Origin of the sequence: Lentibacillus songyuanensis (assembly GCF_039548255.1) — a bacterium.
GTDB classification, from domain to species: domain Bacteria; phylum Bacillota; class Bacilli; order Bacillales; family Amphibacillaceae; genus Lentibacillus_C; species Lentibacillus_C songyuanensis.
This window is the reverse complement of sequence record NZ_JBCLVH010000001.1, coordinates 1-23,856: the sequence shown is the minus strand read 5'-3', so window position 1 is coordinate 23,856 and position 23,856 is coordinate 1. Positions and strand designations below refer to the sequence as shown.

The window sequence follows — 23,856 nt, the reverse complement described above, 5'->3', positions numbered from 1 at the left end:
AAAATGTGTTTTATGCATAGTTCTTACCAGTTGAACTATACTAAAACCATAACTGGTGCTTTTTCACATTTGAAAGAAGGTGTGTTTTCAAAAGGCCGTTCAACACTTACATCGCTAAAGGTAGCAATGCTGTTATATTGGCTAAGGAATACGGGGATGAATCAAAAAGGCAAAGCAAGTGGTAGTGATTTGAGCGGCATTAGGTGAAAAAGATACCGGAGACGATCAACTTAAGAAAGTGAGGCTCCATAAGATGAAGGCAACAGGAATTGTTCGTCGAATTGATGATTTAGGAAGGGTTGTTATCCCGAAAGAAATTAGAAGAACATTACGTATCCGTGAAGGCGATCCATTGGAAATCTTTGTCGATCGTGAAGGTGAGGTTATCCTCAAGAAGTACTCTCCAATCAATGAACTTGGAAGCTTTGCAAAGGAATATGCCGAAGCATTATTTGATTCATTAAATTACCCTGTCATTATTTGTGACCGAGACGAAATTATCGCAGTTGCAGGCGATTCGAAAAAGGATTACTTAAATAAAAATATCGGGACGAAATTGGAAAAGGCAATTGAAAACCGCAGCCCTTTATTTGAAACTGAAACAAGTACATTGGAAATTTTGGAGGGGAATGAGGAAGAATTAACCTCCTACAGCGTCAGTCCGATCATTGCAAACGGTGATCCAATCGGCTGTGTCATGATATATGCCAAGGAGGACAAAGCGCTTAGTAACGTCGAGCAAAAGGCAGCTGAAACCGCAGCTAACTTCCTGGCAAAACAAATGGAATAAGAAACAAAGGCGAAAAGCGATCGGTTAAGGGATGGTCGGCAAAAGTCGGCCCGTCTTGTACCAGCGCCGGCTGACCTGTATCCTGCAGGCCCGCGTATATGCATCGCCCTGCCACTTAGTACTGTGCCGGTGTTACTCTAGCCGTTGGATGCTGAAGCCGGATGTGGCCTATGCTGGCATGAGCAGAATAGGGCCTAAATTTACTTACCTTTAAAAATGGACAGTTCCCCACCACTCTAATATGTTAAAGCGGTGGGGAACTGTCCATTTAATTTTCTCTATCGTGCCTTTGAACATTCCTGCTTCACTTTTCCTATGCTACAATGAAAGAAAACATCCAGAAAGGCGTTTGTTATGGAAGATAGTCAATCGAAGCGATTGGTGAAAGGTGCACTCATGTTAACTGTAGCCGGCTTTATTAGTAAACTGTTGAGTGCCGGGTATCGAATACCACTGCAAAATATGACGGGGGATCTTGGATTTTATATTTATCAGCAGATTTATCCATTTCTTGGTATTGTTCTTGTGCTGTCATTGTATGGTTTTCCTTCAGCGATATCAAAAGTAGTGGTAGATTTACGAACTGCAAATAAAGGGCTTTCGTTTACTAGCTTCTATGTACCGATTTTTATTATTTTATGTATTATAAATGGAGCGATCACACTTTTTTTATTTTTAAAATCCGGGGAGATTGCCCAGTGGATGGGAAATGCCCGCTTGGAAACAGGACTTAAACTTAGCGCATTCGCATTTCTCCTTATCCCTTTTACGGCACTGTTTCGCGGCGTATTTCAAGGGAATTTTCAAATGAAACCGACCGCGGTGTCTCAGGTCGGTGAACAATTCATGCGTGTCTTTATTATTATTCTTGCTGCAGCATTTATTGCCATAAGGAAAGATAATATTTATCATATTGGACCAGCAGCGGCGATTGCTTCGATCGCTGGTGGAATGGTTGCATTGATGCTTCTAATTGGAAGTTTACGAAGGCAAAAGCCAATTGGAAACAGCACATTCGCTGTACCATGGAGCTATTACCTAAAAACAATGCTCTTGTTTGGTGTTTTCGCATCCCTAAACCACATGGTATTATTGTTCATTCAGTTTGCCGATGCTTTTACCCTTGTACCAGGATTAGTGACATATGGTTTAACACAGCTTGATGCAATGGAGTTGAAAGGGGTATTTGACCGGGGACAACCATTGATTCAGTTAGGGACGGTCATTGGATCCTCCTTTGCTTTGGCTTTGATTCCGTCCATTAGTAGGCAACGACTGCAAGCTGACCCGGAGCAATTTTACTTTTATGTCCGCACTGCCATGAAATGCAGCATTTATCTGGCAGTTGGAGCAACGATTGGATTAGTGATGGTTTTTCCGGAAGCAAATATGTTATTATTTCAAGATTTTCAAGGGACAGGCAGTTTACGTATTCTAGTCATCGCCATCCTCCTGTGCTCGGTTGCGATTACCGCTGCTTCCATCCTGCAGGGATTAGGGTATATAAAACGGACAGCCCTATATATTACAGTGGCGTTGGTAATCAAATGGATGGCCAATCTGTTGCTTGTTCCTTCGTGGGAGATTACCGGCAGCGCTTTAGCCACCGTCATTAGCCTGTCTGTATTGTGTGGCTTCGTGTTAGTCGAGTTGAAAAGGAAGCTGCCAGGTTTGTTGTTGGGGAAAGGATTGAATTATCAAGCCCTATGTACTTCCGGCCTGGGGATGGTTATCTATCTATTAATCGCTAAGTATATCATCACCAGGCTTGGCTTGCATTCTCGTATTGGATTACTTATTTATGTTATGGTTATTGCATTGACAGGTGCTATTGTTTATTTGACATTGCTAATAAAGAGGAAGGCGTTTACGAAAGAGGAATTACGGTTACTGCCATTTTCCTCATTGTTCATTCGGATTTTACCAAGGAAGGATTGATAACCATGGAGAAAACAATTGAAGTTATTGGTCTGGGAGCAGGTAATATCGATCAGCTGCCATTAGGAATCTATAAAAAGTTAACCGACTCTCAAAAAAAAATATATGTACGAACAATGGATCATCCAGTGATTGCAAGTCTCAAAGCGCAAGGAGTGGAATTTATTGCGTTTGATGATGTTTATGAGGCCAATGATCATTTTGAGGATGTTTATCAGGAGATTACCAATCAATTAGTTCAATATGCGCTTATGTCACCGATCATTTATGCTGTACCAGGTCATCCTATGCTAGCAGAAAAAACAGTCCAGCTTTTACTCGAGCAAAAGCAAGTTACGGTTACTGTAGTTGGCGGACAAAGTTACTTGGACGATTTATTTACAAGCTTACATATTGATCCGATCGATGGGTTTCAATTTGTTGATGCGACTTCATTTAAACGGAATCAGCTTGATTATCGGCACCATGTGATTTTTTGTCAGGTTTATGACCGGTTTATCGCATCTAATGTGAAGCTTGTGCTGTTAGAGGATCTTCCCGCTGATTATCCTGTTACCATAGTAGAAGCGGCAGGCAGCAACGAGGAAAGCCTGAAAACGATCCCATTGGAAGAACTGGATCATTCGCTTGCCGTCAGTAATTTAACAAGTGTGTATATTCCGCCGGTACCACAGGAATCACTCCATCATACGTTTGCAAGGCTGCGTGAGGTGATGGCCCAGCTTCGGGGACCAAATGGCTGTCCGTGGGATAAAAAACAAACGCATGAATCACTAAGGCAATACGCTGTGGAAGAGGTCTATGAGTTGATCGACGCCATTGATGACCAGGATGACGAAGGGGTCATTGAAGAGCTTGGTGATATCCTGTTGCAGGTGATGCTGCACAGTCAAATCGGCGAAGATGCTGGTTATTTTTCCGTTGACGATGTCATTCAATCGATAACCGACAAAATGATCCATCGTCATCCACACATTTTTGCGGATAAAGTGGTGGAAACCGTTGCGGATGTAAATCGAAATTGGGATCTCTTAAAACAGGAAGAGAAAGGAAAAGAGCAGCGCCAGTCTGTTCTGGATGGTGTACCGAAGCGTCTGCCCGCGCTTTTTAGGGCATATCAGCTGCAAAAAAAGGCAGGCAAAGTCGGATTTCAGTGGGAAACGGTTGACGAAGTGTGGGAAAAACTAAACGAAGAAATTGCCGAAGTACGGGAAGCGGTCAAACAAGCTGATCTGGTCGAAATAGAAAAAGAGCTGGGAGATGTCCTGTTTGTCCTAGCGAATATTTCCAGGTATTATAAAGTAAATCCTGAAATCGCGTTAAACCGAACCAACCAAAAATTCATTTCACGCTTTGCTTTTATTGAAAAACGACTTGCTGAACAAAAGAAAGACATTCAGGAGGCAGGGTTGGCTGAAATGGATCATTATTGGAATCAAGCAAAAGGAAATGAGTGATGACGATGCGTCTTGACAAATTTTTAAAAGTATCCCGATTAATTAAACGTCGTACCCTTGCCAAGGAGATTGCCGATAAAGGACGAATCACCATTAACGGTAGCCAGGCAAAGGCCGCCACGGATGTAGCTGTTGGCGATGTGCTTGCGATTCAATATGGGCAAAAGCGGCTAACAGTTGAGGTAACGGCACTGCAGGAAACCGTAAAAAAAGAGGAAGCAGAAAACTTATATAAGGTACGAAAAGAAGAAAAAAGTTAAGTTCTAACCTTGTCCATCCTGTCATAAGCATATAGTGATAAGGAGGGACAGGGCATATGAATTATTATGAAAAAGATACCGTACAACGTGTAGAGCAAGATCACTTTATAAAAATTAATAACCGTAAAAACTTAGAAATCTCCGGTGTGAAAGAGGTAGACAGCTTTGACAATGAAGAGTTCTTATTGGAAACGGTAATGGGTTATTTGATTATCCGTGGTCAAAATTTACAGTTAAAGAACCTTGATGTTGGACAAGGCCTGGTTTCCATCAAAGGTAAAATATATGAGCTTTCCTATGTAGATGAACAACATCAGGAGAAAGCTAAAGGATTCTTTAGCAAGCTATTCCGATGACATTGGACGTGCAGTTCTTGACGATGGTGGTTATGGCAATTAGTGGCGTTTATCTGGGAGCAGCGCTCGAAACCTTCCATCGCTTTCAGCCGTCTTGGAAATCCAATCGTTTCCTGTTGTACTTTATGGAAATTGCCTTTTGGCTGTCACAGGTATTGCTTTTATTTTATGTACTCTTTCGCGTGAATTCCGGCGAGCTTCGTGTGTATGTTTTCTTGGCACTTTTCCTTGGGTTCTCCGCTTATAAAGCGTTAATAGCACCACTCTATAAACGCTTATTAGAAATTATTATTCGTATTATTGTCATGTGTTACCGTTTTTTGGAGAATGTAATCAAAACGTTACTGATCAAGCCAATCAAGTATGTTATTCAATTCATCATTACCCTGCTTTTATTTGCTGGTCAGGTTATCATCAGTATTGTACGTTTTGTAGGTAAAATCGTTTTTTATCCAATCAAATGGGTTTTATCGTTGATCTATCGCATGCTCCCAAAAAGTATTCAAAACTTTTTCTACAAAACAGCAGGATTTTATAGTACAATAAAGAATATATGTAAAAAGGGTTTGGAGTATTTGAAGTTTAAAAGGAGGTAGCGAAGATTTGCAGACAAAGAAAAAAACGGTAGCACGATTAGACTCACAATATATGCAGCAATATGACGCGTACATAGAACGACAGAAAAAGAAGAAGAAACGTTTGGTCCGCCGTCTTATGCTATTCTCAATTGTTTTTCTCATTGCACTTGGCAGTATGGCTGCATACCATGTGAAACAGCGATCCGTTCAAGCTGACAAACAGGAACAGTATGTAGAAATGAAGGACAAGCTATCCACGTTAGAAACAGAAGAAAAAAGCATGAAAGAAGAAATTGATCTGCTGAAAGATGAGGATTACGTTCTAGATATAGCGCGAACGAACTACTTCTTTTCGGACAAGGGAGAAACCATCTTTAAAATTCCTGACGAGGACCCCTCATATTGACACGCTTTCATATGCTTAGCTATAATATAATAGAACTATATATTTAAACTTTTAAGGAGGAGCATTTTTTTTATGTCAATCGAAGTAGGCAGCAAGCTGCAGGGAAAGGTAACTGGTATTACTAATTTCGGGGCCTTTGTTGAGCTCGGTGAGGGAAAAACAGGTCTTGTTCATATTAGTGAAGTTGCCGACAACTATGTTAAAGACATTAATGATCATCTTAGTGTCGGAGATGAAATTAAGGTGAAAGTAATTAATGTCGAAAAAGATGGCAAGATCGGTTTATCGATCAAGAAAGCGAAGGATCGTCCGCAGCGTCAAAGGAACACCCGAGAGCGTACTGAAACATTTGAAGCCAAAATGAATCGTTTTCTCAAAGATTCTGAAGACCGTTTAGCCTCTTTAAAGAAGCACACGGAATCCAAACGTGGGGGTCGAGGTGCTAAAAGAGGATAGCAACTGCTGTCTATAGAGATGCTCTTGTCTAATAGATCAAAAAGCAGGTACTAACATATGTTGGTACCTGCTTTTTTTAGAGGTCAGCTACCAGAAGTCAGGAGTCGGAAAACGGGGTATAACGGAAGCTTTCTACACGAAAGACGAACGACTACAGAGAGGGAAGTTTAGACAGTTACTTTTTTATATGGGTTTTCATACGCAGTTGATGGAAAATGCGACGTAGTGAATATTAATTTCCAACTGGATGTGCTTATGCCGCCGTCCGGGATCGCTCCGGGCAGTCGCTTTCCACGGGCACGGCTTCAGCCTCCTTGCCCCTTCATAGGGGTATGCCGACGTTGGCTGCAAAGGCCGTTTTTAGTCGGCCCACCTTAAGAACTACTCTGCGGGATCTTAAGCTCGTGTTCTGAGCGGGAGTCGACTGCCCTCCGCTCACCCGTACTGGTGTGGCTGTTTATAAATAATTGCAAACACTATACTAGCAATGGGAAATGGCCCCTAAAAAAATGCCAAACGTTGAACGTAAAAACCGTTAATCGGCTCCACACGGATCGCATTGTAAGGCTATGGAGTTGTGCTGTTCTGAGCGGAAATCACCGCCCTTCATTCATCGGGAAAGGTATAGTCGTTAATAAAAAGATATGGTCGTTCCAGTGTAGCTAAGAATTCCGTTGAAACACACTATACCAGCGTAGTGTTTTCCTGTAGCGGTAGTTCAACCACTAACTCATTCTACGTTGTAGTTTATGTATAATTTGCATCACTATTTTTAAATACAAATAGGAAACCTCCCATTCATAAAAGTATGACTGAATGAGAGGTTTCCTATCGAGATACTGTGTAATAGCGGCGGAGGGGATCGAACCCACGACCTCACGGGTATGAACCGTACGCTCTCGCCAGCTGAGCTACGCCGCCAAATAAGTCACAAATGATATCTTACAACAGGGGAACACAACTGTCAATAGTCCCCGTATTTTCCAGAAAAAATAAAAAACAAAATCCGATGTAGTGGGAAAAGTTTTATCCATAATTCGAGTATTCCCGATTGTTCTAAACACAACTTGCTTTCGTTAGCGCGAAAAATCGTTCGTAACCTCTGCCATCGGTATATTGTTTTTATTCAAGGAAAATAAGGCTTTAAGAAGAGAAAAGCGTAGCAAAGGGGTTTGTAGAAAAATCCCTTATCCACGGAAAACTTAGTCGAACGATTTCTGGAATATGCTCTGTCATTTTGACAAAAAAAGAATCCATCCTATGATTTAATAACTTCAGAAGGAGTGGTATTGTATGATGGATTCAATTCCTGGAGTAGAAGCGAAGTCCCTTAGAAAAGGGGCAAAAAGCATGCACAAACTAAGAAGAAAGGTATCATCCGCAAGCAAGACCATTTTGCTAGAAAAGGGATGGCTATTTGTGATGGTTGGCTTTTTGCTTGGACGAGCTGTCATCTTGTCGGTGGTATCTCCATTTGCTGTCGCTTTTTTAGCGACGATTTGGTTTGCCCACAAGGAGAATACTTTCAAGGTAATGTTGGCCATCATTGCCGGAGCGTTAAGTTTTTCCGGTACACAGGGGCTATTTGTTTCATTAGCGATGATTACATTTGTGTTCTTGGCCGGGCTGTTTAAAAAAGTGAACAACCAGCAAATCGCCATTCCACTATTTGTATTTCTATCCACGATCGCACCCCGATTATTTCTATATTCCATAGCGGGTCAGCTTTCATCCTATGAATGGATGCTGTTAATTGTTGAAGGGGTGCTTGGAACGGTATTAGTATTAATCTTTATGCAGAGTATCCCGTTATTATCACCAAAAAAATATAAACCGACATTAAAAAATGAAGAGATTGTCTGTATGATTATCCTTATTGCTTCGATCCTGACCGGTACCATTGGCTGGGAGGTATATGATGCATCATTTGAACAAATATTTTCCCGCTACTTCGTCTTAATTCTCGCTTTCGTTGGCGGATCGGCTGTTGGATCAACTGTCGGTGTTGTGGCAGGTCTAATCCTGTCGCTGGCAAATGTGGCGAATCTGTATCAAATGAGTTTACTGGCATTTTCCGGACTGCTTGGTGGGCTATTGAAAGAAGGAAAAAAGACTGGAGTTAGTGTGGGGTTACTTGTGGGTACGTTTTTGGTTGGGATTTATGGTGACGCTTCCTCGTTGGTCCCCTCGCTTATAGAATCGACAACCGCGATTGTCCTTTTCTTTTTAACACCGGCAAGTTGGTTTAAACGATTATCGCGGTATATTCCCGGGACAGAGGAGTACACGAATGAACAGGAGCAATATTTACAAAAGGTGCGCAATGTTACTGCGAAACGGGTAGAGCAATTTTCCGATGTATTTGAAGCGTTATCAAAAAGCTTCACAAACGCACAAGAAACGCCACAGGAGGATATGGACCGTAAACGGGAAACGGACTTTTTCCTTAGTCAAGTGACCGAGAAAACGTGTCAAGGCTGTTTTATGAAAAATAAATGCTGGCAGCAGCAATTCGATAAAACGTATTCCTTAATGGAAAATCTAAAGGACGAGCTTGAGGAAGGCAAAGAGCCAAACCGTAAACTGCATCGCGATTTTGCCAATCACTGTGTCAAATCCAAAAAGGTCATTGACGCGATGCAGGAGGAAATGTCATTCTTTGAAGCAAACCAGAAATTGAAAAAACAAGTGATGGAGAGTAAACGGTTTGTAGCCGATCAGCTGCAAGGGGTATCCGACGTCATGGATAATTTTGCTAAGGAAATTTTAAAGGAGCGGCAACAGCATGAAAACCAGGAAATACAAATTGTGCATGCATTAAAACAGATGGGGATTGATTTGGACAAGCTTGATATTTTTCGTTTGGATAAGGGAAATGTGGACATTGAAATGACGGTATCATTTTACGATTACCATGGTGAAGCGGCAAAATTGATTGCACCAGTACTCTCCGATATTTTAAACGAAATGATTATTGTGAAACAGGAGGAAATTTCACCGTTCCCAAATGGGCTTTGTTACTTGGCGTTTGGCTCGGCGAAGGAATTCGTGATTGAAACAGGGGTTGCCAATGCTGCTAAAGGTGGCGGGTTAATCTCGGGCGACAGTTTTACCACGATTGAACTTGGGACAGGAAAGTATGCCATGGCCATCAGTGATGGCATGGGAAATGGAAAACGGGCACATGAAGAGAGCGATGAAACGTTGCGGTTGTTGCAGCAAATTCTGCAGACAGGGATACAGGAAAAGGTGGCTATTAAATCGATTAATTCGATTCTTTCGTTACGTTCAACGGACGAGATGTATGCCACGTTGGACCTTGCTGTTATTAATTTGCATAATGCGTTTGTCAGCTTTTTAAAAATTGGCTCAACACCGAGTTTTATCAAGCGTGGACAAGAGATGCGAAAGATTGAGGCGAGCAATTTACCAATGGGCATTATTCAGGAGTTTGATGTCGACATTGTCAGTGAACAATTGATGGCAGAGGATATCTTAATCATGATGAGCGATGGAATTTTTGATGGTCCAAAGCACGTGGAGAATACTGATATTTGGCTGAAACGCAAGATACGGGACATGCATACTGACGATCCACAGGAAATGGCTGATTTGTTGCTGGAAGAGGTTGTCCGAACCAGGTCAGGCGCCATCGAGGATGATATGACGGTAATGGTGGCAAAAATTAAGAAGAACACACCAAAGTGGGCCAGTATCCCTGTTTATGGGAAGGAGGCACAATGATAAGGTATATCGTTTCACCTCGATGTGGATAAAAGTTTTTAAGTACCGAGCATAGGAAAACTTTGATGCTGATTAGATATATATTGCGACGATAACGGGATTTATTTTTCGGCAGGTGTGCTGAGGCCACCGTCCGGGATCACTCCGGGCGGATGCTTTCCACGGGCACGGCCTCCTCGCGGAAAGACCCCACAGGAAGCGGTCTTTGCTTTTAGAGGAGGCTGAGGCCATGCCTAAGGAAAGCGGAGTATTCTGACGGAGCGAATTTAAGCTCTCATCTTCCATTAGAACACGGGAAACGGTCACGATAGAAAATTATTCACTACGTCGCATTTTCCATCAACTGCGTATTACATTTTACCTGAATAAGTAACATTCTCTGCCTACTATCCTGTCACTGTATGTCTTCAGTGTAATAAGATAAGTTTCCGATGTGTCTCAACCTCTTGGCTCCATGTATATTCTTCCAATATTCTGGTGATGATGGTACTGGAATAGTTGGGAGGTATCGTGGTGAAAAAAGGTACATTAAAACAAATCTTATTAATAACAGATGGTTGCTCCAATCGCGGAGAAGATCCTGCGGCAACAGCGGCTATTGCAGCACAGCAAGGAATTGCAGTGAATGTTATTGGTATTTTAAGTGATGATCAAGTAGAAGAACCAGAGGGATTAAAGGAAATTGAGGACATTGCCAAGAGTGGCAGCGGTGTTAGCCAATTAGTGTATAAACAATCATTAGCCCAAACGGTGCAAACAGTTACGAAACAAGCCATGACACAAACATTGCAAGGCTTTGTTAATCAGGAGTTAAAGCAAATTTTGGGACCGGAACAGTCCATGGATGATTTAGAACCAGAAAAGCGTGGAGAAATCATGGAGGTTGTAGAAGACATGGGAGAGACCTGTGACTTGGAGGTACTTGTACTTGTGGATACTAGTGCCAGTATGAATGATAAACTTCCAACGGTTAAAGAAGCGCTGATCGATCTGTCTATCAGTCTAAATGCTCGGATTGGCCGCAATCGTTTTTGTATTTATAGTTTCCCGGGACGACGCAAAAGTATTCAAAAAGTCTTTGACTGGTCCCCTAAATTGGACGCTGTATCCACCGTGTTTCCAAAATTGACTAGTGGTGGGATTACACCAACCGGGCCAGCCATTCGTGAGGCAATGTACCAATTCGGTAAAAAAAGCTTGTTAAGGAGCTTTCAAAATGATGAGGAATCAGACGCAGAAGAAGCAGGATATTGATTTACATGCAGGCATGATCATAAAAGGAAAATGGCACAACCAGCAGTATGTCGTAAAAAGAAAGCTGGGAAGTGGTGCCATTGGCTCGGTTTACCTGTGTGAACATCATGGCAAAAAGCGAGCCTTAAAAATAAGTGATAACAGTACATCGATGACGATGGAAGTAAATGTATTAAAATCACTGGCAAAGGTCCAAGGAAATCGGCTTGGACCTTCTTTGTTCGATGTCGATGATTGGGAGTCACCTCAAGGATCTACGTATGTATTTTACATTATGGAGTATTTACAAGGAGAAGGACTTGCTCATTTCATTAAGCGACATGGCAGCGAATGGATTGGTGTGCTCATGCTGCAGTTATTGGACGATTTGGAAAGGCTGCATCAAGCGGGATGGGTGTTCGGTGATCTGAAAACGGAAAATCTCCTCGTGCTATCCTCGCCGCCAAAAATCCGTTGGGTAGATGTTGGAGGAACAACACAGCAAGGAAGGGCGATTAAGGAATATACCGAGTTTTATGATCGTGGATACTGGAAAATGGGGTCGCGACGTGCAGAACCAAGCTATGACTTGTTCGCGTTTGTCATGGTGTTTTTAACTATATTTTATCCCAAGCGGTTCAGCAAGGGGCCGCACCCGGAAAAAACGCTGCTCGCTAACATAAACCAAGCGCAGCCATTGCGGGTGTATCGCGTATGTTTACGAAAGGCCATTCAAGGAAACTATCAAACAAGTGCACAAATGAAAAAAGAAATTGCCGGGGTAATCTATCAAGCGCAACGCAGCAAGACTCCGATGCGAAGTACAAGAAAGAGAAAAGCAGGAAGCCATACACCGACTGTCGTCGAGTTGACAGGGATTTCGGTTCTGTCTCTTACTTGTTATTTATTTTCACTTTTGCTACCTTAAGTTCGTATCGAATTGGTTGATTATGTTATACTAACGGGGGATTGGGTGAAGCGGGCAAAACGTAATTTAAAAAAGTAATAGCAGCCGTTTATTATGAAAGCAGAAGTCACAAAGGAGTGCGGTTGGGTCATTATGTATCAGAAGGTTATGGCATTTATCAAAAACCATCAGTTGCTGGCCAAGAATAAGACGGTTGTTGTCGGCGTATCCGGCGGTCCGGATTCGATGGCATTGCTCCACTTTTTTGTATCGATACGAACCTTGTTTCAGCTGCGGATTATTGCAGTTTCAGTCGATCATCAGCTGCGCGGTGAGGAATCCAGAGGTGACCTTTTGTATGTCCAAAAAAAGTGCGCCGAGTGGAATATCGAATGCTATGGAACCTCGGTGGACGTTCTAGCGCATATGCGAAAACGAAAAATTGGCATAGAGGTGGCCGCAAGAGAATTGCGCTATCAGGTGTTTGCGGAACAAATGAATACGTATAACGCTGATTATCTGGCGCTTGGGCATCATGGCGATGATCAAGTGGAGACCATGCTGATGGGTCTGGTTCGATCCGCTAATACGAAAGCCTTGGCAGGTATCCCTTTAAAAAGGCCTTTTGCGGATGGAATGGTTATTCGTCCGCTGCTAGTTGCTGGCAAGGGGGAAATCGAAGCATATTGCCAAAAACATCATATTGTTCCCAGACGAGATCCAACCAACGAGGAATCAACGTTCACCAGAAATTATTTCCGGAATGAAGTTATTCCGTTAATAAAAAAGCAAAATCATAATATACATACTACAGCACAGCATTTAAGCGAGGCTTTGCAAGCGGATGAGCAATTTATACATCAAGAAGCATCAAGGCTTTTTGGCGAGGTGATTACATTAGATGAAACAAGCGGATCCGCCTGGTTTCAAATTGATCATTTTCAATCCTACCCCCTTGCTTTACAAAGGCGGTTCTATCATCTAATATTAAACTATCTATATGTTGAATTGCCAAAGGATTTATCCTATGTTCATGAGGAGCATTTTTTTGCGTTGTTAACCACGAACAAAGCTAACATTCAAATGGATTTCCCTCGGCAATTAAAAGTCGAAAAGTCGTATCAGACGCTGCGTTTTTATTTCCTTTTTTATGCATTGCGAAATATAGAGTTGAATGAGGCTCTGGCTGTTCCCGGGGAGGCAATTTTACCGGATGGCTCCATGGTTCGTACGGAATGGACAGAAGATCCTGTTGAAAATGAGCATACATATGTCTGTGGAAAGGATCAGATTGCACTGCCATTACATATTAGAACGCGTCAAGATGGGGACCGCATGCGCTGGAAGGGTTTGAAGGGAAGTAAAAAGCTAAAAGATATCTTTATCGATGCAAAAATTCCAAAGAAAGAACGGGATAATTGGCCGATAGTAACCGATAATAAGGGTGAAATCCTTTGGCTGATCGGATTGAAAAAAGGACAGCCAAGAAGCGAGACAAATGCAACGTCATTTATTAAACTGTACTATGAGCATAACTCGAAAGAATCTGGCGAAGGATCGAAACAGGGGAGACTGTAGGAGGATTAAAACATGCATCAGGATATTGAAAAGGTTTTGATTTCACAAGAGGATATTGCTAAGAAGTGTGCTGCAATTGGTAAACAGCTAACCGAGGAATACGATGGTAAATTCCCATTAGCCGTTGGTGTGCTAAAAGGCGCACTGCCATTTATGTCGGATGTATTGCGATATACCGAAACATATTTGGAAATGGACTTTATGGATGTATCCAGCTATGGTGGGGGAATGCGCTCTTCTGGTGAAGTCAAAATTGTCAAGGATTTGGATACGAAAGTAGAGGGCCGTGATCTGTTGATTATTGAAGATATTATTGACAGTGGCTTAACATTAAGTTATCTGGTTGATTTGTTTAAATACCGCAAAGCAAAGTCGATTAAGATTGTCACACTGCTTGATAAGCCTTCGGGACGGACGGCGAATATTAAAGCAGACATCATTGGCTTTGAGGTACCAAATGAATTTGTCGTCGGGTATGGCCTGGACTACCAGGAAAAGTATCGTAATTTGCCGTATATCGGTGTGTTGAAACCGAAAGTTTATGGCGGCGAAGAGTGACCCATTTAGAAGCAAATATTCATTTTTATTCTCGATAGGAATGATGGAAATATAATGAAAAAAATGAAAGCCAATTTGAAGAGGAATTAGTTGTATTCGAACTTTTTCCTATGGTACGATGTAATATAGTTTTTCCCGCTTGGGAGGAGGTAGGCAATGAACCGACTATTTCGAAATGTGATCTTTTATTTCCTTATATTCTTGGTTATTATTGGCGTAATCAGTGTATTTAAAGGGCAGAATGATCAAGCAGAGCAATATAACGTAGAAGAGTTTATGCAAGCGTTAAATAATGGTGAAATCGCCGAAATGACGATGCAGCCAGCACATGGAATTATGCGCTTGACCGGGACGCTTGAGAAGGACGATAAACAATTCGTTGCTCAGGTGCCGGACAATACGGATGTCGTTGCGGATATTTATGCAAAGGCACAGGAGCAAAGCGCGCTCAAAGTGAAGGAAGAGGAACAACCAAGCGGATGGGTTACCTTCTTAACGACAATGATTCCATTTTTGATTATTGGACTATTTTTCTTCTTTATTCTTAGTCAATCGCAAGGCGGCGGCGGTCGCGTGATGAATTTTGGTAAGAGTAAAGCGAAAATGTATAGTGAAGATAAGAAGAAGGTTCGCTTTAAGGATGTAGCGGGTGCCGATGAAGAGAAACAAGAGCTTGTTGAAGTTGTTGAATTTCTCAAGGATCCGCGTAAATTTGCAACAATCGGTGCACGCATTCCAAAAGGTGTGCTGTTAGTGGGACCACCAGGGACAGGTAAAACCTTGTTAGCACGTGCGGTGGCCGGTGAAGCAGGAACGCCATTTTTCTCCATCAGTGGATCGGACTTTGTGGAAATGTTCGTTGGTGTTGGAGCATCACGGGTTCGGGATTTATTTGAAAATGCCAAGAAAAATGCACCGTGTATCATTTTTATTGATGAAATCGATGCGGTTGGCCGTCAGCGTGGCGCCGGACTTGGCGGTGGCCATGATGAACGGGAACAAACGCTGAACCAATTGCTTGTAGAAATGGATGGTTTTGGTGCAAATGAAGGAATTATCATTATTGCAGCAACCAACCGTCCAGATATCCTTGACCCGGCATTGCTTCGTCCAGGCCGATTTGACCGGCAGATTCCGGTTGGCCGTCCAGACGTAAAGGGTCGACAAGAAGTGTTAAAAGTGCATGCCAAAAATAAACCGCTTGATGAATCAGTGGATCTTAAAGTTATTGCCATGCGCACTCCTGGTTTCTCCGGAGCCGATTTGGAAAACCTGCTTAACGAGGCTGCATTAGTTGCTGCCCGTCAGGATAAAACAAAAGTCGATATGTATGACGTTGATGAGGCAATTGACCGTGTGATCGCCGGTCCTGCGAAGAAGAGCCGGGTGATTTCTGAAAAAGAACGCAATATCGTGGCATATCATGAAAGTGGACATACGGTTATTGGTATGGTGCTTGATGATGCGGATATGGTCCATAAGGTTACAATCGTCCCACGTGGGCAAGCTGGTGGTTACGCAGTGATGCTCCCAAGGGAAGATCGATACTTTATGACCAAGCCGGAGCTGTTTGATAAAATTACCGGTCTATTAGGTGGCCGGGTCTCTGAAGAAATTATTTTCGGGGAAGTAAGTACTGGCGCTTCAAATGACTTTGAACGGGCAACAGGTATTGCACATAAGATGATCACTGAGTACGGTATGAGTGATAAGATTGGTCCGCTTCAATTCACCAGTGGAGGTGGCGGTAATGTCTTCCTTGGCCGCGACATTCAAAATGATCAAAACTATAGCGATACAATCGCATATGAAATTGATAAAGAAATGCAAAACTTCATCAATTATTGTTATGACCGGGCAAAGAAAATTCTTACTGAGAATAAAGATAAGCTGGAGCTCATTGCCAAAACATTGCTTGAAGTAGAAACGCTGGATGCTAAACAAATCAAAGGGTTGTTTGAAGAGGGAATTCTACCGGAACCTGATGAATCAACATCAATAACACAAACCACTTCTTCTGATAAGGACGATGTACGTGTCAATATTCATTCAAAAGAAGATGCGGCGGAAAGTCCGGAAAGCTATGATGAAGCAAAGGCCAAATCAGAACAAAAGCTCAAGGAAAACCACGAAGAAAAAGAAAAACCAGATGCGGACGATTCATCCTCACCCGATGAGAAAAAAGAATAACAATAGCTTAAACAACCTCTCATTTGCAATGAGAGGTTGTTTCTCGTTGGAGGTTCCCCCGGTGTTCAATTCTTAAAATAAAATATGGTATAGTATAAAGGGAAATAACAAGTGTTTAATGTCACACGAAATAGAGCTGTAGCAATAAACTTTGGATGAAGGGTTTGATTGAGAGATGCTTTTTGTGCTTGATGTGGGGAATACGAACACAGTCTTGGGTGTATTTGAAAATGATCAGTTGCAACATGAATGGCGAATTAAAACAGATCGGCATAAGACAGAGGATGAATTTGGTGTCTTAATCAAATCATTATTTGATCATAAAGGAATTCGATTTTCTGATATTCATGGGGTTGCCATTTCATCGGTGGTCCCGCCAATTATGTTTTCACTGGAAAAAATGTGTCAAATTTATTTTCATCTAGAACCGTTAATCATTGCCAGCAATACCGTTCAATCGTTGCTAAAAATGGGGTATCCAAATCCGAATGAGATTGGTGCTGACCGGATTGTCAACGCAATTGGCGCGATTGCCGAATACGGGTCTCCGCTTATCATTATTGATTTTGGGACAGCAACTACGTATTGTTATGTCAATGAGCAGGAAGAATACTATGGCGGAGCGATTGCACCAGGAGTTCACATATCGATGGAAGCATTATATAGCAAAGCATCTAAACTGCCAAAGATTGAAATTGAAGCACCGGGAAATGTGATTGGCCGCTCGACCGTCGAAGCAATGCAATCGGGGATGTTTTACGGTTATGTTGGACAAGTAGATGGAATTGTTACACGGATAAAGCAGCAGGCTAAAATGGAACCGCAAGTTATTGCAACCGGCGGACTTGCATCGCTTATTTCCGATGCATCAACAACCATCGATTATGTGGATCAGCATCTGACATTAAAAGGATTGCATTTAATTTATGAAAAAATGGCAATAGGAGGTAGTACATCATGAGTGATTATTTAGTAAAAGCAACTACTTACCAAGGGATGATACGTGCTTATGCAATTACATCAACGAGCTTGGTTGAGGAAACAAGAAGGCGACAGGATACATGGGCAACGACATCAGCGGCAATTGGTCGTACTGTTTCGATCACTGCAATGATGGGCGCTATGTTAAAGGGTGACGATTCATTAACGGTAAAAGTAGAGGGCGATGGTCCAATTGGGGCGATTGTTGCAGATGCCAATGCCAAAGGAGAGGTTCGTGGATATGTAACCAATCCCCATGTTGACTTTGACTTAAATGACAAGGGTAAACTTGACGTTGCCCGGGCAGTTGGGACACAAGGCAGTTTGAGTGTTGTGAAAGATTTAGGGTTGAAGGATTACTTCACCGGTCAGGTACCGATTGTTTCTGGAGAAATTAGTGAGGACTTCACCTATTATTATGCCAATTCGGAACAGGTGCCATCTGCTGTAGGTGCGGGCGTATTAGTAAATCCGGATCAAACCATTTTGGCTGCGGGCGGGTTCATTGTTCAGGTGATGCCTGGAGCAGATGAGGAGGTCATCACCCGTTTAGAGGAACAAATTCAATCCTTCCCAGCTATTTCAACATTAATCCGGGAAGGGAATACACCAGAGGAAGTCCTGCAACGGCTCTTTACAGATGAAGACGTAACCATTCATGAGCAAATGCCGATTATGTTTTACTGTCAATGTTCCCGTGAGCGGATTGCCAATGCGATTAAAGGGCTTGGCGATGAAGAAATAGAGAATATGATTCATGAAGATCATGGGGCAGAAGCGACGTGCCACTTTTGTAATGAACGATACCAATTTTCTGAGGCTGACCTTCGTGCACTAAAGCAATCGTAATGGTATTATCCAGCTGTTTGAAGCAAAAATCCGCGCTAAAATAGTTGACAAATTAGGGCAAACAACGTACATTATAATAAAATCCTATAAAATTACTAGGAATTGGGAGGTAATGAGATGAGAGTTGCCGAGAATATTGCAGGATTAGTTGGGCAAACCCCGATTGTGAAGTTAAATCACGCAGCAGATGATGAAGCTGCGGCTATTTATTTAAAATTAGAATTTATGAACCCGGGCAGTTCCGTTAAAGACCGAATTGCTGTAGCGATGGTTGAGGCAGCAGAAAAAGCAGGTGTGCTAAAAGCAGGGGATACAATCATCGAACCAACTAGTGGAAATACTGGAATTGGATTGGCGATGGTTGGTGCGGCAAAAGGCTATAAAACGGTTATTGTTATGCCGGATACAATGAGTAAAGAACGCCGTAATCTACTGCGTGCATATGGCGCGGAATTAGTGCTGACGCCTGGTGCAGATGGGATGAAAGGCGCCATTAAGAAAGCGGAAGAATTAAAAGAAAAAAATGGCTATTTCATGCCCCAGCAATTTAACAACCAGGCAAACCCGGACGTACATGCAAGAACAACCGGTCATGAAATTGTAGAGCAAATGCCGGACGGGGTAGATGCATTTATATCTGGAATTGGTACTGGAGGAACCATCACAGGTGCTGGAAAGGTATTGAAGAATCATTTTAGTGACATGAAAGTTTATGCGGTGGAACCGGAAGATTCGGCTGTCTTATCTGGTGGAAATCCAGGCCCGCATAAAATTCAGGGACTGGGCGCCGGTTTTGTTCCTAAAGTGCTTGATACGGAAATTTATGATGAAGTGATCCGTATTTCCAATGATGAGTCATTCCAAGCAGCACGGGAAGCGGCGAGATTGGATGGAATTCTAGGAGGTATCTCTTCTGGTGCGGCTATTGCTGCGGCGAAAAAGGTTGCCAAACAGCTTGGAAGAGGCAAAAAGGTGTTGGCGGTGCTGCCAGACAATGGAGAACGTTATTTATCCACCCCGCTTTACCAATTTGATGAAGAATAAAGACACTGCGGTTTTTGTTATATGTCAGGATTAGCATCAATTTGTCTGGTGCTAATCCTTTTTTATATGATAGGATAGGAGAGAAATCAACAAGAGGCAGGTTGGACATATGTTGTTAAAAACGAAAACAAAAACATTCCATTTAGCAGAACGGACACATATTATGGGGATATTGAATGTGACGCCTGATTCCTTTTCGGACGGGGGCAGCTACACCACCCTTAAACAAGCTGTAGACCAGGCAGTACTGTTGGAGGAGCAAGGTGCGGATATAATTGATATTGGTGGTGAATCTACCAGACCTGGGTATGAAGCGGTCCCGGCGAAGGACGAGCTGGATCGGGTTTTACCCGCTATCAGGGCTGTCAAACAGCACGTGAATATACCGATCTCTATTGATACGTATAAGGCGGAAACAGCAAGACAGGCAGTTGAGGCCGGCGCGGATATGATTAATGATATTTGGGGTGGGAAGCGGGATCCAGGTATCTTGAAGGTTGCCGCGGCATACAACGTGCCGATTATTCTCATGCACAATCGGACAAACATGGATTATACTTCTCTGATTGATGATATGTTGCATGATTTACAGGAAAGTATTGATATGGCATTAAAAGCGGGAGTTCCAGATGAAAATATTATTCTTGATCCAGGAATTGGTTTTGCTAAAACGGCAGCAGATAATTTAATAGTCATGAATCATCTGGAGATGTTTTCTGAATTAGGGTACCCTATCCTTTTAGGTACGTCCCGAAAAGGATTTATTGGAAAAATATTAGATCTGCCTGCTGAGGAACGAGATAACGGAACAGGGGCAACCACGTGTTTGGGAATAACCAAAGGGATGCACATCATCCGCGTTCATAATGTGAAAGTGAACACTGAGCTTGCCCGAATGATGGATGCAATGTTAGGGAAAGGAGCGGCTGCCAATGGATAAAATTATTATAAAGCAAATGGCTTTTTACGGATATCATGGATTGTTTCCGGAAGAAAATAAATTAGGTCAGCGATTTCTAGTTGATGTAGAGCTATTCATGGATTTAAAGAAACCTGGTGTTTCTGATCAAATGGATGATTCCATTGATTATGGGCGTGTGTATGGTATGATAAAAGATATTTTAGAAGGCGAACCAAAGAACTTGATCGAGGCTGTTGCGGAGCAGGTTGCGGATAAAATGCTGCAATCATTTATGTTATTATCCGCCTGTACGGTCAAGGTAGTGAAGCCTGATCCGCCAATACCTGGTCATTATCAATCGGTGGCTGTGGAAATTTTCCGGGAGAAAACATCATGACGAAAGCTTATATTGCCTTAGGATCAAACATTGAACCACGTGATCACTATCTAACTGAAGCGATCACGTTACTAAAGAAAGAAGAATTAGTCACAGTAAAGCGACAGTCATCTGTTTATGAGACAAAACCGGTTGGCTATACGGAGCAAGCAGATTTTTTAAATATGGTGATACAAGCAGATACAACACTTTCGGCAACTGCTTTGCTTGATGTGTGCCAGTCGATTGAACAGAAGTTGGGACGCAAAAGGGAAATACGCTTTGGTCCCCGGACGGTCGACCTGGATATTTTACTTTATGACGATGAACAAATAGAATCAGAGCGACTTATTATACCACACCCTAGAATGCACGAACGCGCTTTTGTACTTATCCCGTTAGCGGAGATAGCACCTGATTTACATGTTGCGGGTTGTGATCGTAGTGTGTATGACATGGTGCAAGATTTGTCTGCGAATGATAAGAGGGATGTTACAACATGGACCGAAAACGACTCGGCAAACGAATAAAGGCGTTTCGTAAGTTAAAGGGGTATACTCAGATGTCCCTGGCTAAGCATTTGGGCGTCTCGGTGGCTGTACTTGGAGATGTTGAACGGGGAACGAAAGAAGCGAATGATGAACTGATTGCTAAAATCGTTCTTGCGTTAGCTGTATCGCAGGAAGAATTAATGCTTGAGCAGCAAGTGGGTTACGGTGAACAGAACAAGGATGAAAGATATATCAATTAGATGATATTACGAATTAGCACCAGTGGCTGGAGTGTCGTGGTCTCCAATGATTGACACTATCAGTTGAGTTTTCTATACTAATGATGAAGCGACTCTGCCAGCAAGCCACTGGCAGTTTTTTATATGGTACGCGTTACGAATATTAAAGTCTTTATTGGCGGGAAAAGAAACTGCTATTAAAAGGTTCTTTTTATCCTCCTTTTTGGACAATCTTATAGAACCGTAATTAAACTATTGGAGTGATGATGGTGTCAGAAGAAGCAAATATGCATATGCGTGTAAGAAAAGAAAAACTCGATACATATCGGGAGCATGGAGTCGATCCATTTGGCAGCAAATTTAATCGAACAGATTTGGCGTCGGATCTATTAGATAAATATGAACAGTTTTCTAAAGAAGAATTAGAAGAAAAAACGACAACAGTCACAATTGCAGGTCGTATCATGACTAAACGCGGAAAAGGAAAAGCCGGGTTTGCTCATTTGCAAGACTTAAGTGGACAAATTCAGATCTATGTACGCAAGGATGCCATCGGGGATGAAGCGTATGAATTATTCCAATCAATTGATCTGGGAGATATCGTTGGTATTACCGGTGTGATGTTTAAGACAAAAGTTGGAGAACTGTCCGTTAAGGCAACCCAATTTGAATTATTAACGAAATCCCTTCGTGCATTGCCGGAGAAATATCATGGATTAAAAGATGTGGAACAGCGGTATCGTCAGCGGTATCTCGACTTGATTACCAATCAGGATAGCAAAGAGACGTTCATTCTGCGCAGTAAAATCATGCAGTCCATGCGCCGTTATCTGGATGGTCAGGGCTTTTTAGAGGTAGAGACACCAATGATGCATGCGATTCCTGGTGGTGCAGCAGCACGTCCGTTCAAAACACATCACAATGCTTTGGACATCCCATTGTATATGCGCATAGCTATTGAACTGCATTTGAAACGCCTGATTGTTGGCGGAATGGAAAAAGTGTATGAAATTGGCCGGGTATTTCGTAATGAAGGTGTATCAACACGACACAATCCGGAATTCACCATGATGGAATTATATGAAGCATATGCCGACTTTCATGATGTGATGAGCTTAACTGAGAATCTGATTGCTCATATTGCCAAAGAAGTACTTGGTAAAACGACGATCACTTATGGAGAATATGAAGTTAACTTAGAACCGGAATGGAAACGTCAGCATATGGTTGACGCCGTCAAAGAATACACTGGAGTAGACTTTTGGGAATCGATGAGTGATGAACAGGCGCGGGCACTAGCAAAAGAACACGAGATTGAAATTAAAGATTCCATGACGTTTGGCCATGTCGTAAATGAGTTCTTTGAACAAAAGGTAGAAGAAAGACTTATTCAGCCAACGTTTATTTATGGCCACCCAGTAGAAATCTCTCCACTTGCAAAAAAGAATAAAGAAGACAGCCGATTCACAGACCGTTTTGAGCTCTTTATTGTCGGCCGTGAACACGCAAATGCTTTTAGTGAATTGAACGATCCAATTGATCAGCGTGAACGTTTTGAAGCGCAATTAAAAGAACGCGAGCAGGGAAATGATGAAGCACACTTAATGGACGAAGACTTTCTGGAGGCATTGGAGTATGGGATGCCGCCAACAGGAGGACTTGGTATTGGTGTGGACCGACTTATCATGCTATTGACGAACTCCCCATCAATCCGTGATGTGTTATTGTTTCCGCAAATGCGTAACAAATAATAGAATGTAAAGAAAAAGCCAGGTGGTCTAAAGATGACCTTTAAAATCAACCTGGCTTTTTAATACGTTGTTATAATAGCATTCACACTGCTTTGGATAGGCGAAAATACTGCGTAAGTACACAGTATTTTTTCGCTGATAACAGGAAAAATGTTCGTTTATAAATTTTTCCATGTATTTCCCTCTTGCACTAAGGACACATTCATGGTAAATTAGTAAACGTTGCGTTGTTAGTTCAACACAGCACAAAAAAACTTTAAAAAAGTTATTGACATTGAGAAACAAAGTTGATATACTAATCAAGTCGCCAAAAACGGCGGCGAAAAACATTCGCTCTTTGAAAACTGAACAAAACAACCAGTATGATAACAGATGTCAGAGGTTAGGTCGAAAATGGAATCGTATGATTTGATGGACGATTTAGACCCTGGAATCAATTTTTGAAGCTAAGACTATTAATAGGATTGATTGGTGTCAATCCTATGACAAACTTTTTTGGAGAGTTTGATCTTGGCTCAGGACGAACGCTGGCGGCGTGCCTAATACATGCAAGTCGAGCGCGGGAAGCAGGCAAACACCCTTCGGGGTGTGCGCCTGTGGAACGAGCGGCGGACGGGTGAGTAACACGTGGGCAACCTGCCTGTAAGATCGGGATAACTCGCGGAAACGCGAGCTAATACCGGATAATACTTTTTCCTGCATAGGAGGAAGTTGAAAGATGGCTTCGGCTATCACTTACAGATGGGCCCGCGGCGCATTAGCTAGTTGGTAAG

Annotated in this window: 23 protein-coding genes, 1 tRNA gene and 1 rRNA gene; 24 read left to right on the top strand and 1 reads right to left on the bottom strand. The window is 42.3% G+C overall.

The window, feature by feature from the left end:
• Positions 1-3: 3 nt before the first annotated feature.
• The 9 genes from WMZ97_RS00125 to WMZ97_RS00085 all read left to right on the top strand — a co-directional run bounded on the left by WMZ97_RS00125 (position 4) and on the right by WMZ97_RS00085 (position 6,241).
• Positions 4-207, top strand: coding sequence for a hypothetical protein (locus tag WMZ97_RS00125; protein WP_343270022.1), 204 nt, complete (start codon positions 4-6; stop codon positions 205-207).
• A gap of 46 nt (positions 208-253) precedes the next feature.
• Positions 254-790: a stage V sporulation protein T gene (spoVT, locus tag WMZ97_RS00120; protein ID WP_343270021.1), complete on the top strand. Its 537-nt coding sequence runs from the start codon at positions 254-256 to the stop codon at positions 788-790.
• A 354-nt stretch (positions 791-1,144) separates the two neighbouring features.
• The gene (locus WMZ97_RS00115; RefSeq protein WP_343270020.1) at positions 1,145-2,728 is read left to right on the top strand and encodes a putative polysaccharide biosynthesis protein; all 1,584 of its coding nucleotides are present in this window, start codon (positions 1,145-1,147) and stop codon (positions 2,726-2,728) included.
• Between the two features lie 5 nt (positions 2,729-2,733).
• Positions 2,734-4,185, top strand: a complete 1,452-nt coding sequence (locus WMZ97_RS00110) for a bifunctional methyltransferase/pyrophosphohydrolase YabN (RefSeq protein ID WP_343270019.1) — start codon at positions 2,734-2,736, stop codon at positions 4,183-4,185.
• A 5-nt stretch (positions 4,186-4,190) separates the two neighbouring features.
• Positions 4,191-4,445: an RNA-binding S4 domain-containing protein gene (locus WMZ97_RS00105; protein ID WP_343270018.1), complete on the top strand. Its 255-nt coding sequence runs from the start codon at positions 4,191-4,193 to the stop codon at positions 4,443-4,445.
• A gap of 56 nt (positions 4,446-4,501) precedes the next feature.
• The gene (gene yabP, locus WMZ97_RS00100) at positions 4,502-4,801 is read left to right on the top strand and encodes a sporulation protein YabP (RefSeq protein WP_343270017.1); all 300 of its coding nucleotides are present in this window, start codon (positions 4,502-4,504) and stop codon (positions 4,799-4,801) included.
• A complete protein-coding gene (gene yabQ / locus WMZ97_RS00095) occupies positions 4,798-5,397 on the top strand; it encodes a spore cortex biosynthesis protein YabQ (RefSeq protein WP_343270016.1) in 600 nt (199 codons plus the stop codon). The genes yabP and yabQ overlap by 4 nt, the downstream gene beginning before the upstream one ends.
• A gap of 7 nt (positions 5,398-5,404) precedes the next feature.
• Complete coding sequence (locus WMZ97_RS00090) at positions 5,405-5,785, top strand: FtsB family cell division protein (RefSeq protein WP_343270015.1); 381 nt, start codon at positions 5,405-5,407, stop codon at positions 5,783-5,785.
• A 72-nt stretch (positions 5,786-5,857) separates the two neighbouring features.
• On the top strand, positions 5,858-6,241 hold the full coding sequence (locus WMZ97_RS00085) for a S1 domain-containing RNA-binding protein (RefSeq protein ID WP_343270014.1): 384 nt from the start codon (positions 5,858-5,860) through the stop codon (positions 6,239-6,241).
• 847 nt (positions 6,242-7,088) lie between these two features.
• On the opposite strand, the gene WMZ97_RS00080 is transcribed toward WMZ97_RS00085, so the two are convergent.
• Positions 7,089-7,162 (bottom strand) — tRNA-Met (locus tag WMZ97_RS00080).
• 372 nt (positions 7,163-7,534) lie between these two features.
• Here WMZ97_RS00080 and spoIIE point away from each other — a divergent pair.
• From spoIIE to WMZ97_RS00005, 15 genes are all read left to right on the top strand, one after another.
• Positions 7,535-9,985, top strand: coding sequence for a stage II sporulation protein E (gene spoIIE / locus WMZ97_RS00075; RefSeq protein WP_343270013.1), 2,451 nt, complete (start codon positions 7,535-7,537; stop codon positions 9,983-9,985).
• A 513-nt stretch (positions 9,986-10,498) separates the two neighbouring features.
• Positions 10,499-11,239, top strand: a complete 741-nt coding sequence (locus tag WMZ97_RS00070) for a VWA domain-containing protein (protein WP_343270012.1) — start codon at positions 10,499-10,501, stop codon at positions 11,237-11,239.
• Complete coding sequence (locus WMZ97_RS00065) at positions 11,202-12,146, top strand: protein kinase domain-containing protein (protein WP_343270011.1); 945 nt, start codon at positions 11,202-11,204, stop codon at positions 12,144-12,146. Before WMZ97_RS00070 ends, WMZ97_RS00065 begins: the two co-directional genes overlap by 38 nt.
• A 93-nt stretch (positions 12,147-12,239) precedes the next feature.
• Positions 12,240-13,703, top strand: a complete 1,464-nt coding sequence (tilS, locus tag WMZ97_RS00060) for a tRNA lysidine(34) synthetase TilS (RefSeq protein WP_343270010.1) — start codon at positions 12,240-12,242, stop codon at positions 13,701-13,703.
• Between the two features lie 12 nt (positions 13,704-13,715).
• Positions 13,716-14,261 (top strand): hypoxanthine phosphoribosyltransferase, encoded by a 546-nt coding sequence (hpt, locus tag WMZ97_RS00055; RefSeq protein WP_343270009.1) that lies wholly within the window; start codon positions 13,716-13,718, stop codon positions 14,259-14,261.
• Positions 14,262-14,417: 156 nt separating this feature from the next.
• Positions 14,418-16,451, top strand: coding sequence for an ATP-dependent zinc metalloprotease FtsH (gene ftsH, locus WMZ97_RS00050; RefSeq protein ID WP_343270008.1), 2,034 nt, complete (start codon positions 14,418-14,420; stop codon positions 16,449-16,451).
• Positions 16,452-16,626: 175 nt separating this feature from the next.
• Positions 16,627-17,412, top strand: a complete 786-nt coding sequence (locus WMZ97_RS00045; RefSeq protein ID WP_343270007.1) for a type III pantothenate kinase — start codon at positions 16,627-16,629, stop codon at positions 17,410-17,412.
• On the top strand, positions 17,409-18,281 hold the full coding sequence (hslO, locus tag WMZ97_RS00040) for an Hsp33 family molecular chaperone HslO (protein ID WP_343270006.1): 873 nt from the start codon (positions 17,409-17,411) through the stop codon (positions 18,279-18,281). The genes WMZ97_RS00045 and hslO overlap by 4 nt, the downstream gene beginning before the upstream one ends.
• A 117-nt stretch (positions 18,282-18,398) precedes the next feature.
• A complete protein-coding gene (gene cysK, locus WMZ97_RS00035) occupies positions 18,399-19,325 on the top strand; it encodes a cysteine synthase A (protein ID WP_343270005.1) in 927 nt (308 codons plus the stop codon).
• 109 nt (positions 19,326-19,434) lie between these two features.
• Positions 19,435-20,265, top strand: a complete 831-nt coding sequence (gene folP, locus WMZ97_RS00030; protein ID WP_343270004.1) for a dihydropteroate synthase — start codon at positions 19,435-19,437, stop codon at positions 20,263-20,265.
• Entirely contained in the window at positions 20,258-20,623 is a 366-nt protein-coding gene (folB, locus tag WMZ97_RS00025) for a dihydroneopterin aldolase (RefSeq protein WP_343270003.1), read from the top strand. The genes folP and folB overlap by 8 nt, the downstream gene beginning before the upstream one ends.
• On the top strand, positions 20,620-21,132 hold the full coding sequence (gene folK, locus WMZ97_RS00020; protein WP_343270002.1) for a 2-amino-4-hydroxy-6-hydroxymethyldihydropteridine diphosphokinase: 513 nt from the start codon (positions 20,620-20,622) through the stop codon (positions 21,130-21,132). Before folB ends, folK begins: the two co-directional genes overlap by 4 nt.
• Positions 21,102-21,353, top strand: a complete 252-nt coding sequence (locus WMZ97_RS00015) for a helix-turn-helix domain-containing protein (protein ID WP_343270001.1) — start codon at positions 21,102-21,104, stop codon at positions 21,351-21,353. The genes folK and WMZ97_RS00015 overlap by 31 nt, the downstream gene beginning before the upstream one ends.
• 266 nt (positions 21,354-21,619) lie before the next feature.
• Entirely contained in the window at positions 21,620-23,083 is a 1,464-nt protein-coding gene (lysS, locus tag WMZ97_RS00010; RefSeq protein WP_405027645.1) for a lysine--tRNA ligase, read from the top strand.
• A 492-nt stretch (positions 23,084-23,575) separates the two neighbouring features.
• Positions 23,576-23,856, top strand: a 16S ribosomal RNA gene (locus WMZ97_RS00005); the annotation flags it as partial.

Bases quoted from the DNA above. Each gene is read 5' to 3' on its own strand.
- WMZ97_RS00085 (WP_343270014.1), top strand. From the start codon at position 5,858: ATGTCAATCGAAGTAGGCAGCAAGCTGCAGGGAAAGGTAACTGGTATT.
- WMZ97_RS00125 (WP_343270022.1), top strand. From the start codon at position 4: ATGTGTTTTATGCATAGTTCTTACCAGTTGAACTATACTAAAACCATA.
- lysS (WP_405027645.1), top strand. From the start codon at position 21,620: ATGCATATGCGTGTAAGAAAAGAAAAACTCGATACATATCGGGAGCAT.
- spoIIE (WP_343270013.1), top strand. From the start codon at position 7,535: ATGATGGATTCAATTCCTGGAGTAGAAGCGAAGTCCCTTAGAAAAGGG.
- cysK (WP_343270005.1), top strand. From the start codon at position 18,399: ATGAGAGTTGCCGAGAATATTGCAGGATTAGTTGGGCAAACCCCGATT.
- yabQ (WP_343270016.1), top strand. From the start codon at position 4,798: ATGACATTGGACGTGCAGTTCTTGACGATGGTGGTTATGGCAATTAGT.
- hslO (WP_343270006.1), top strand. From the start codon at position 17,409: ATGAGTGATTATTTAGTAAAAGCAACTACTTACCAAGGGATGATACGT.
- ftsH (WP_343270008.1), top strand. From the start codon at position 14,418: ATGAACCGACTATTTCGAAATGTGATCTTTTATTTCCTTATATTCTTG.
- WMZ97_RS00115 (WP_343270020.1), top strand. From the start codon at position 1,145: ATGGAAGATAGTCAATCGAAGCGATTGGTGAAAGGTGCACTCATGTTA.
- yabP (WP_343270017.1), top strand. From the start codon at position 4,502: ATGAATTATTATGAAAAAGATACCGTACAACGTGTAGAGCAAGATCAC.
- hpt (WP_343270009.1), top strand. From the start codon at position 13,716: ATGCATCAGGATATTGAAAAGGTTTTGATTTCACAAGAGGATATTGCT.
- WMZ97_RS00015 (WP_343270001.1), top strand. From the start codon at position 21,102: ATGGACCGAAAACGACTCGGCAAACGAATAAAGGCGTTTCGTAAGTTA.
- WMZ97_RS00045 (WP_343270007.1), top strand. From the start codon at position 16,627: ATGCTTTTTGTGCTTGATGTGGGGAATACGAACACAGTCTTGGGTGTA.
- folP (WP_343270004.1), top strand. From the start codon at position 19,435: ATGTTGTTAAAAACGAAAACAAAAACATTCCATTTAGCAGAACGGACA.
- WMZ97_RS00065 (WP_343270011.1), top strand. From the start codon at position 11,202: ATGATGAGGAATCAGACGCAGAAGAAGCAGGATATTGATTTACATGCA.
- spoVT (WP_343270021.1), top strand. From the start codon at position 254: ATGAAGGCAACAGGAATTGTTCGTCGAATTGATGATTTAGGAAGGGTT.
- WMZ97_RS00110 (WP_343270019.1), top strand. From the start codon at position 2,734: ATGGAGAAAACAATTGAAGTTATTGGTCTGGGAGCAGGTAATATCGAT.
- folK (WP_343270002.1), top strand. From the start codon at position 20,620: ATGACGAAAGCTTATATTGCCTTAGGATCAAACATTGAACCACGTGAT.
- WMZ97_RS00105 (WP_343270018.1), top strand. From the start codon at position 4,191: ATGCGTCTTGACAAATTTTTAAAAGTATCCCGATTAATTAAACGTCGT.
- tilS (WP_343270010.1), top strand. From the start codon at position 12,240: ATGAAAGCAGAAGTCACAAAGGAGTGCGGTTGGGTCATTATGTATCAG.
- folB (WP_343270003.1), top strand. From the start codon at position 20,258: ATGGATAAAATTATTATAAAGCAAATGGCTTTTTACGGATATCATGGA.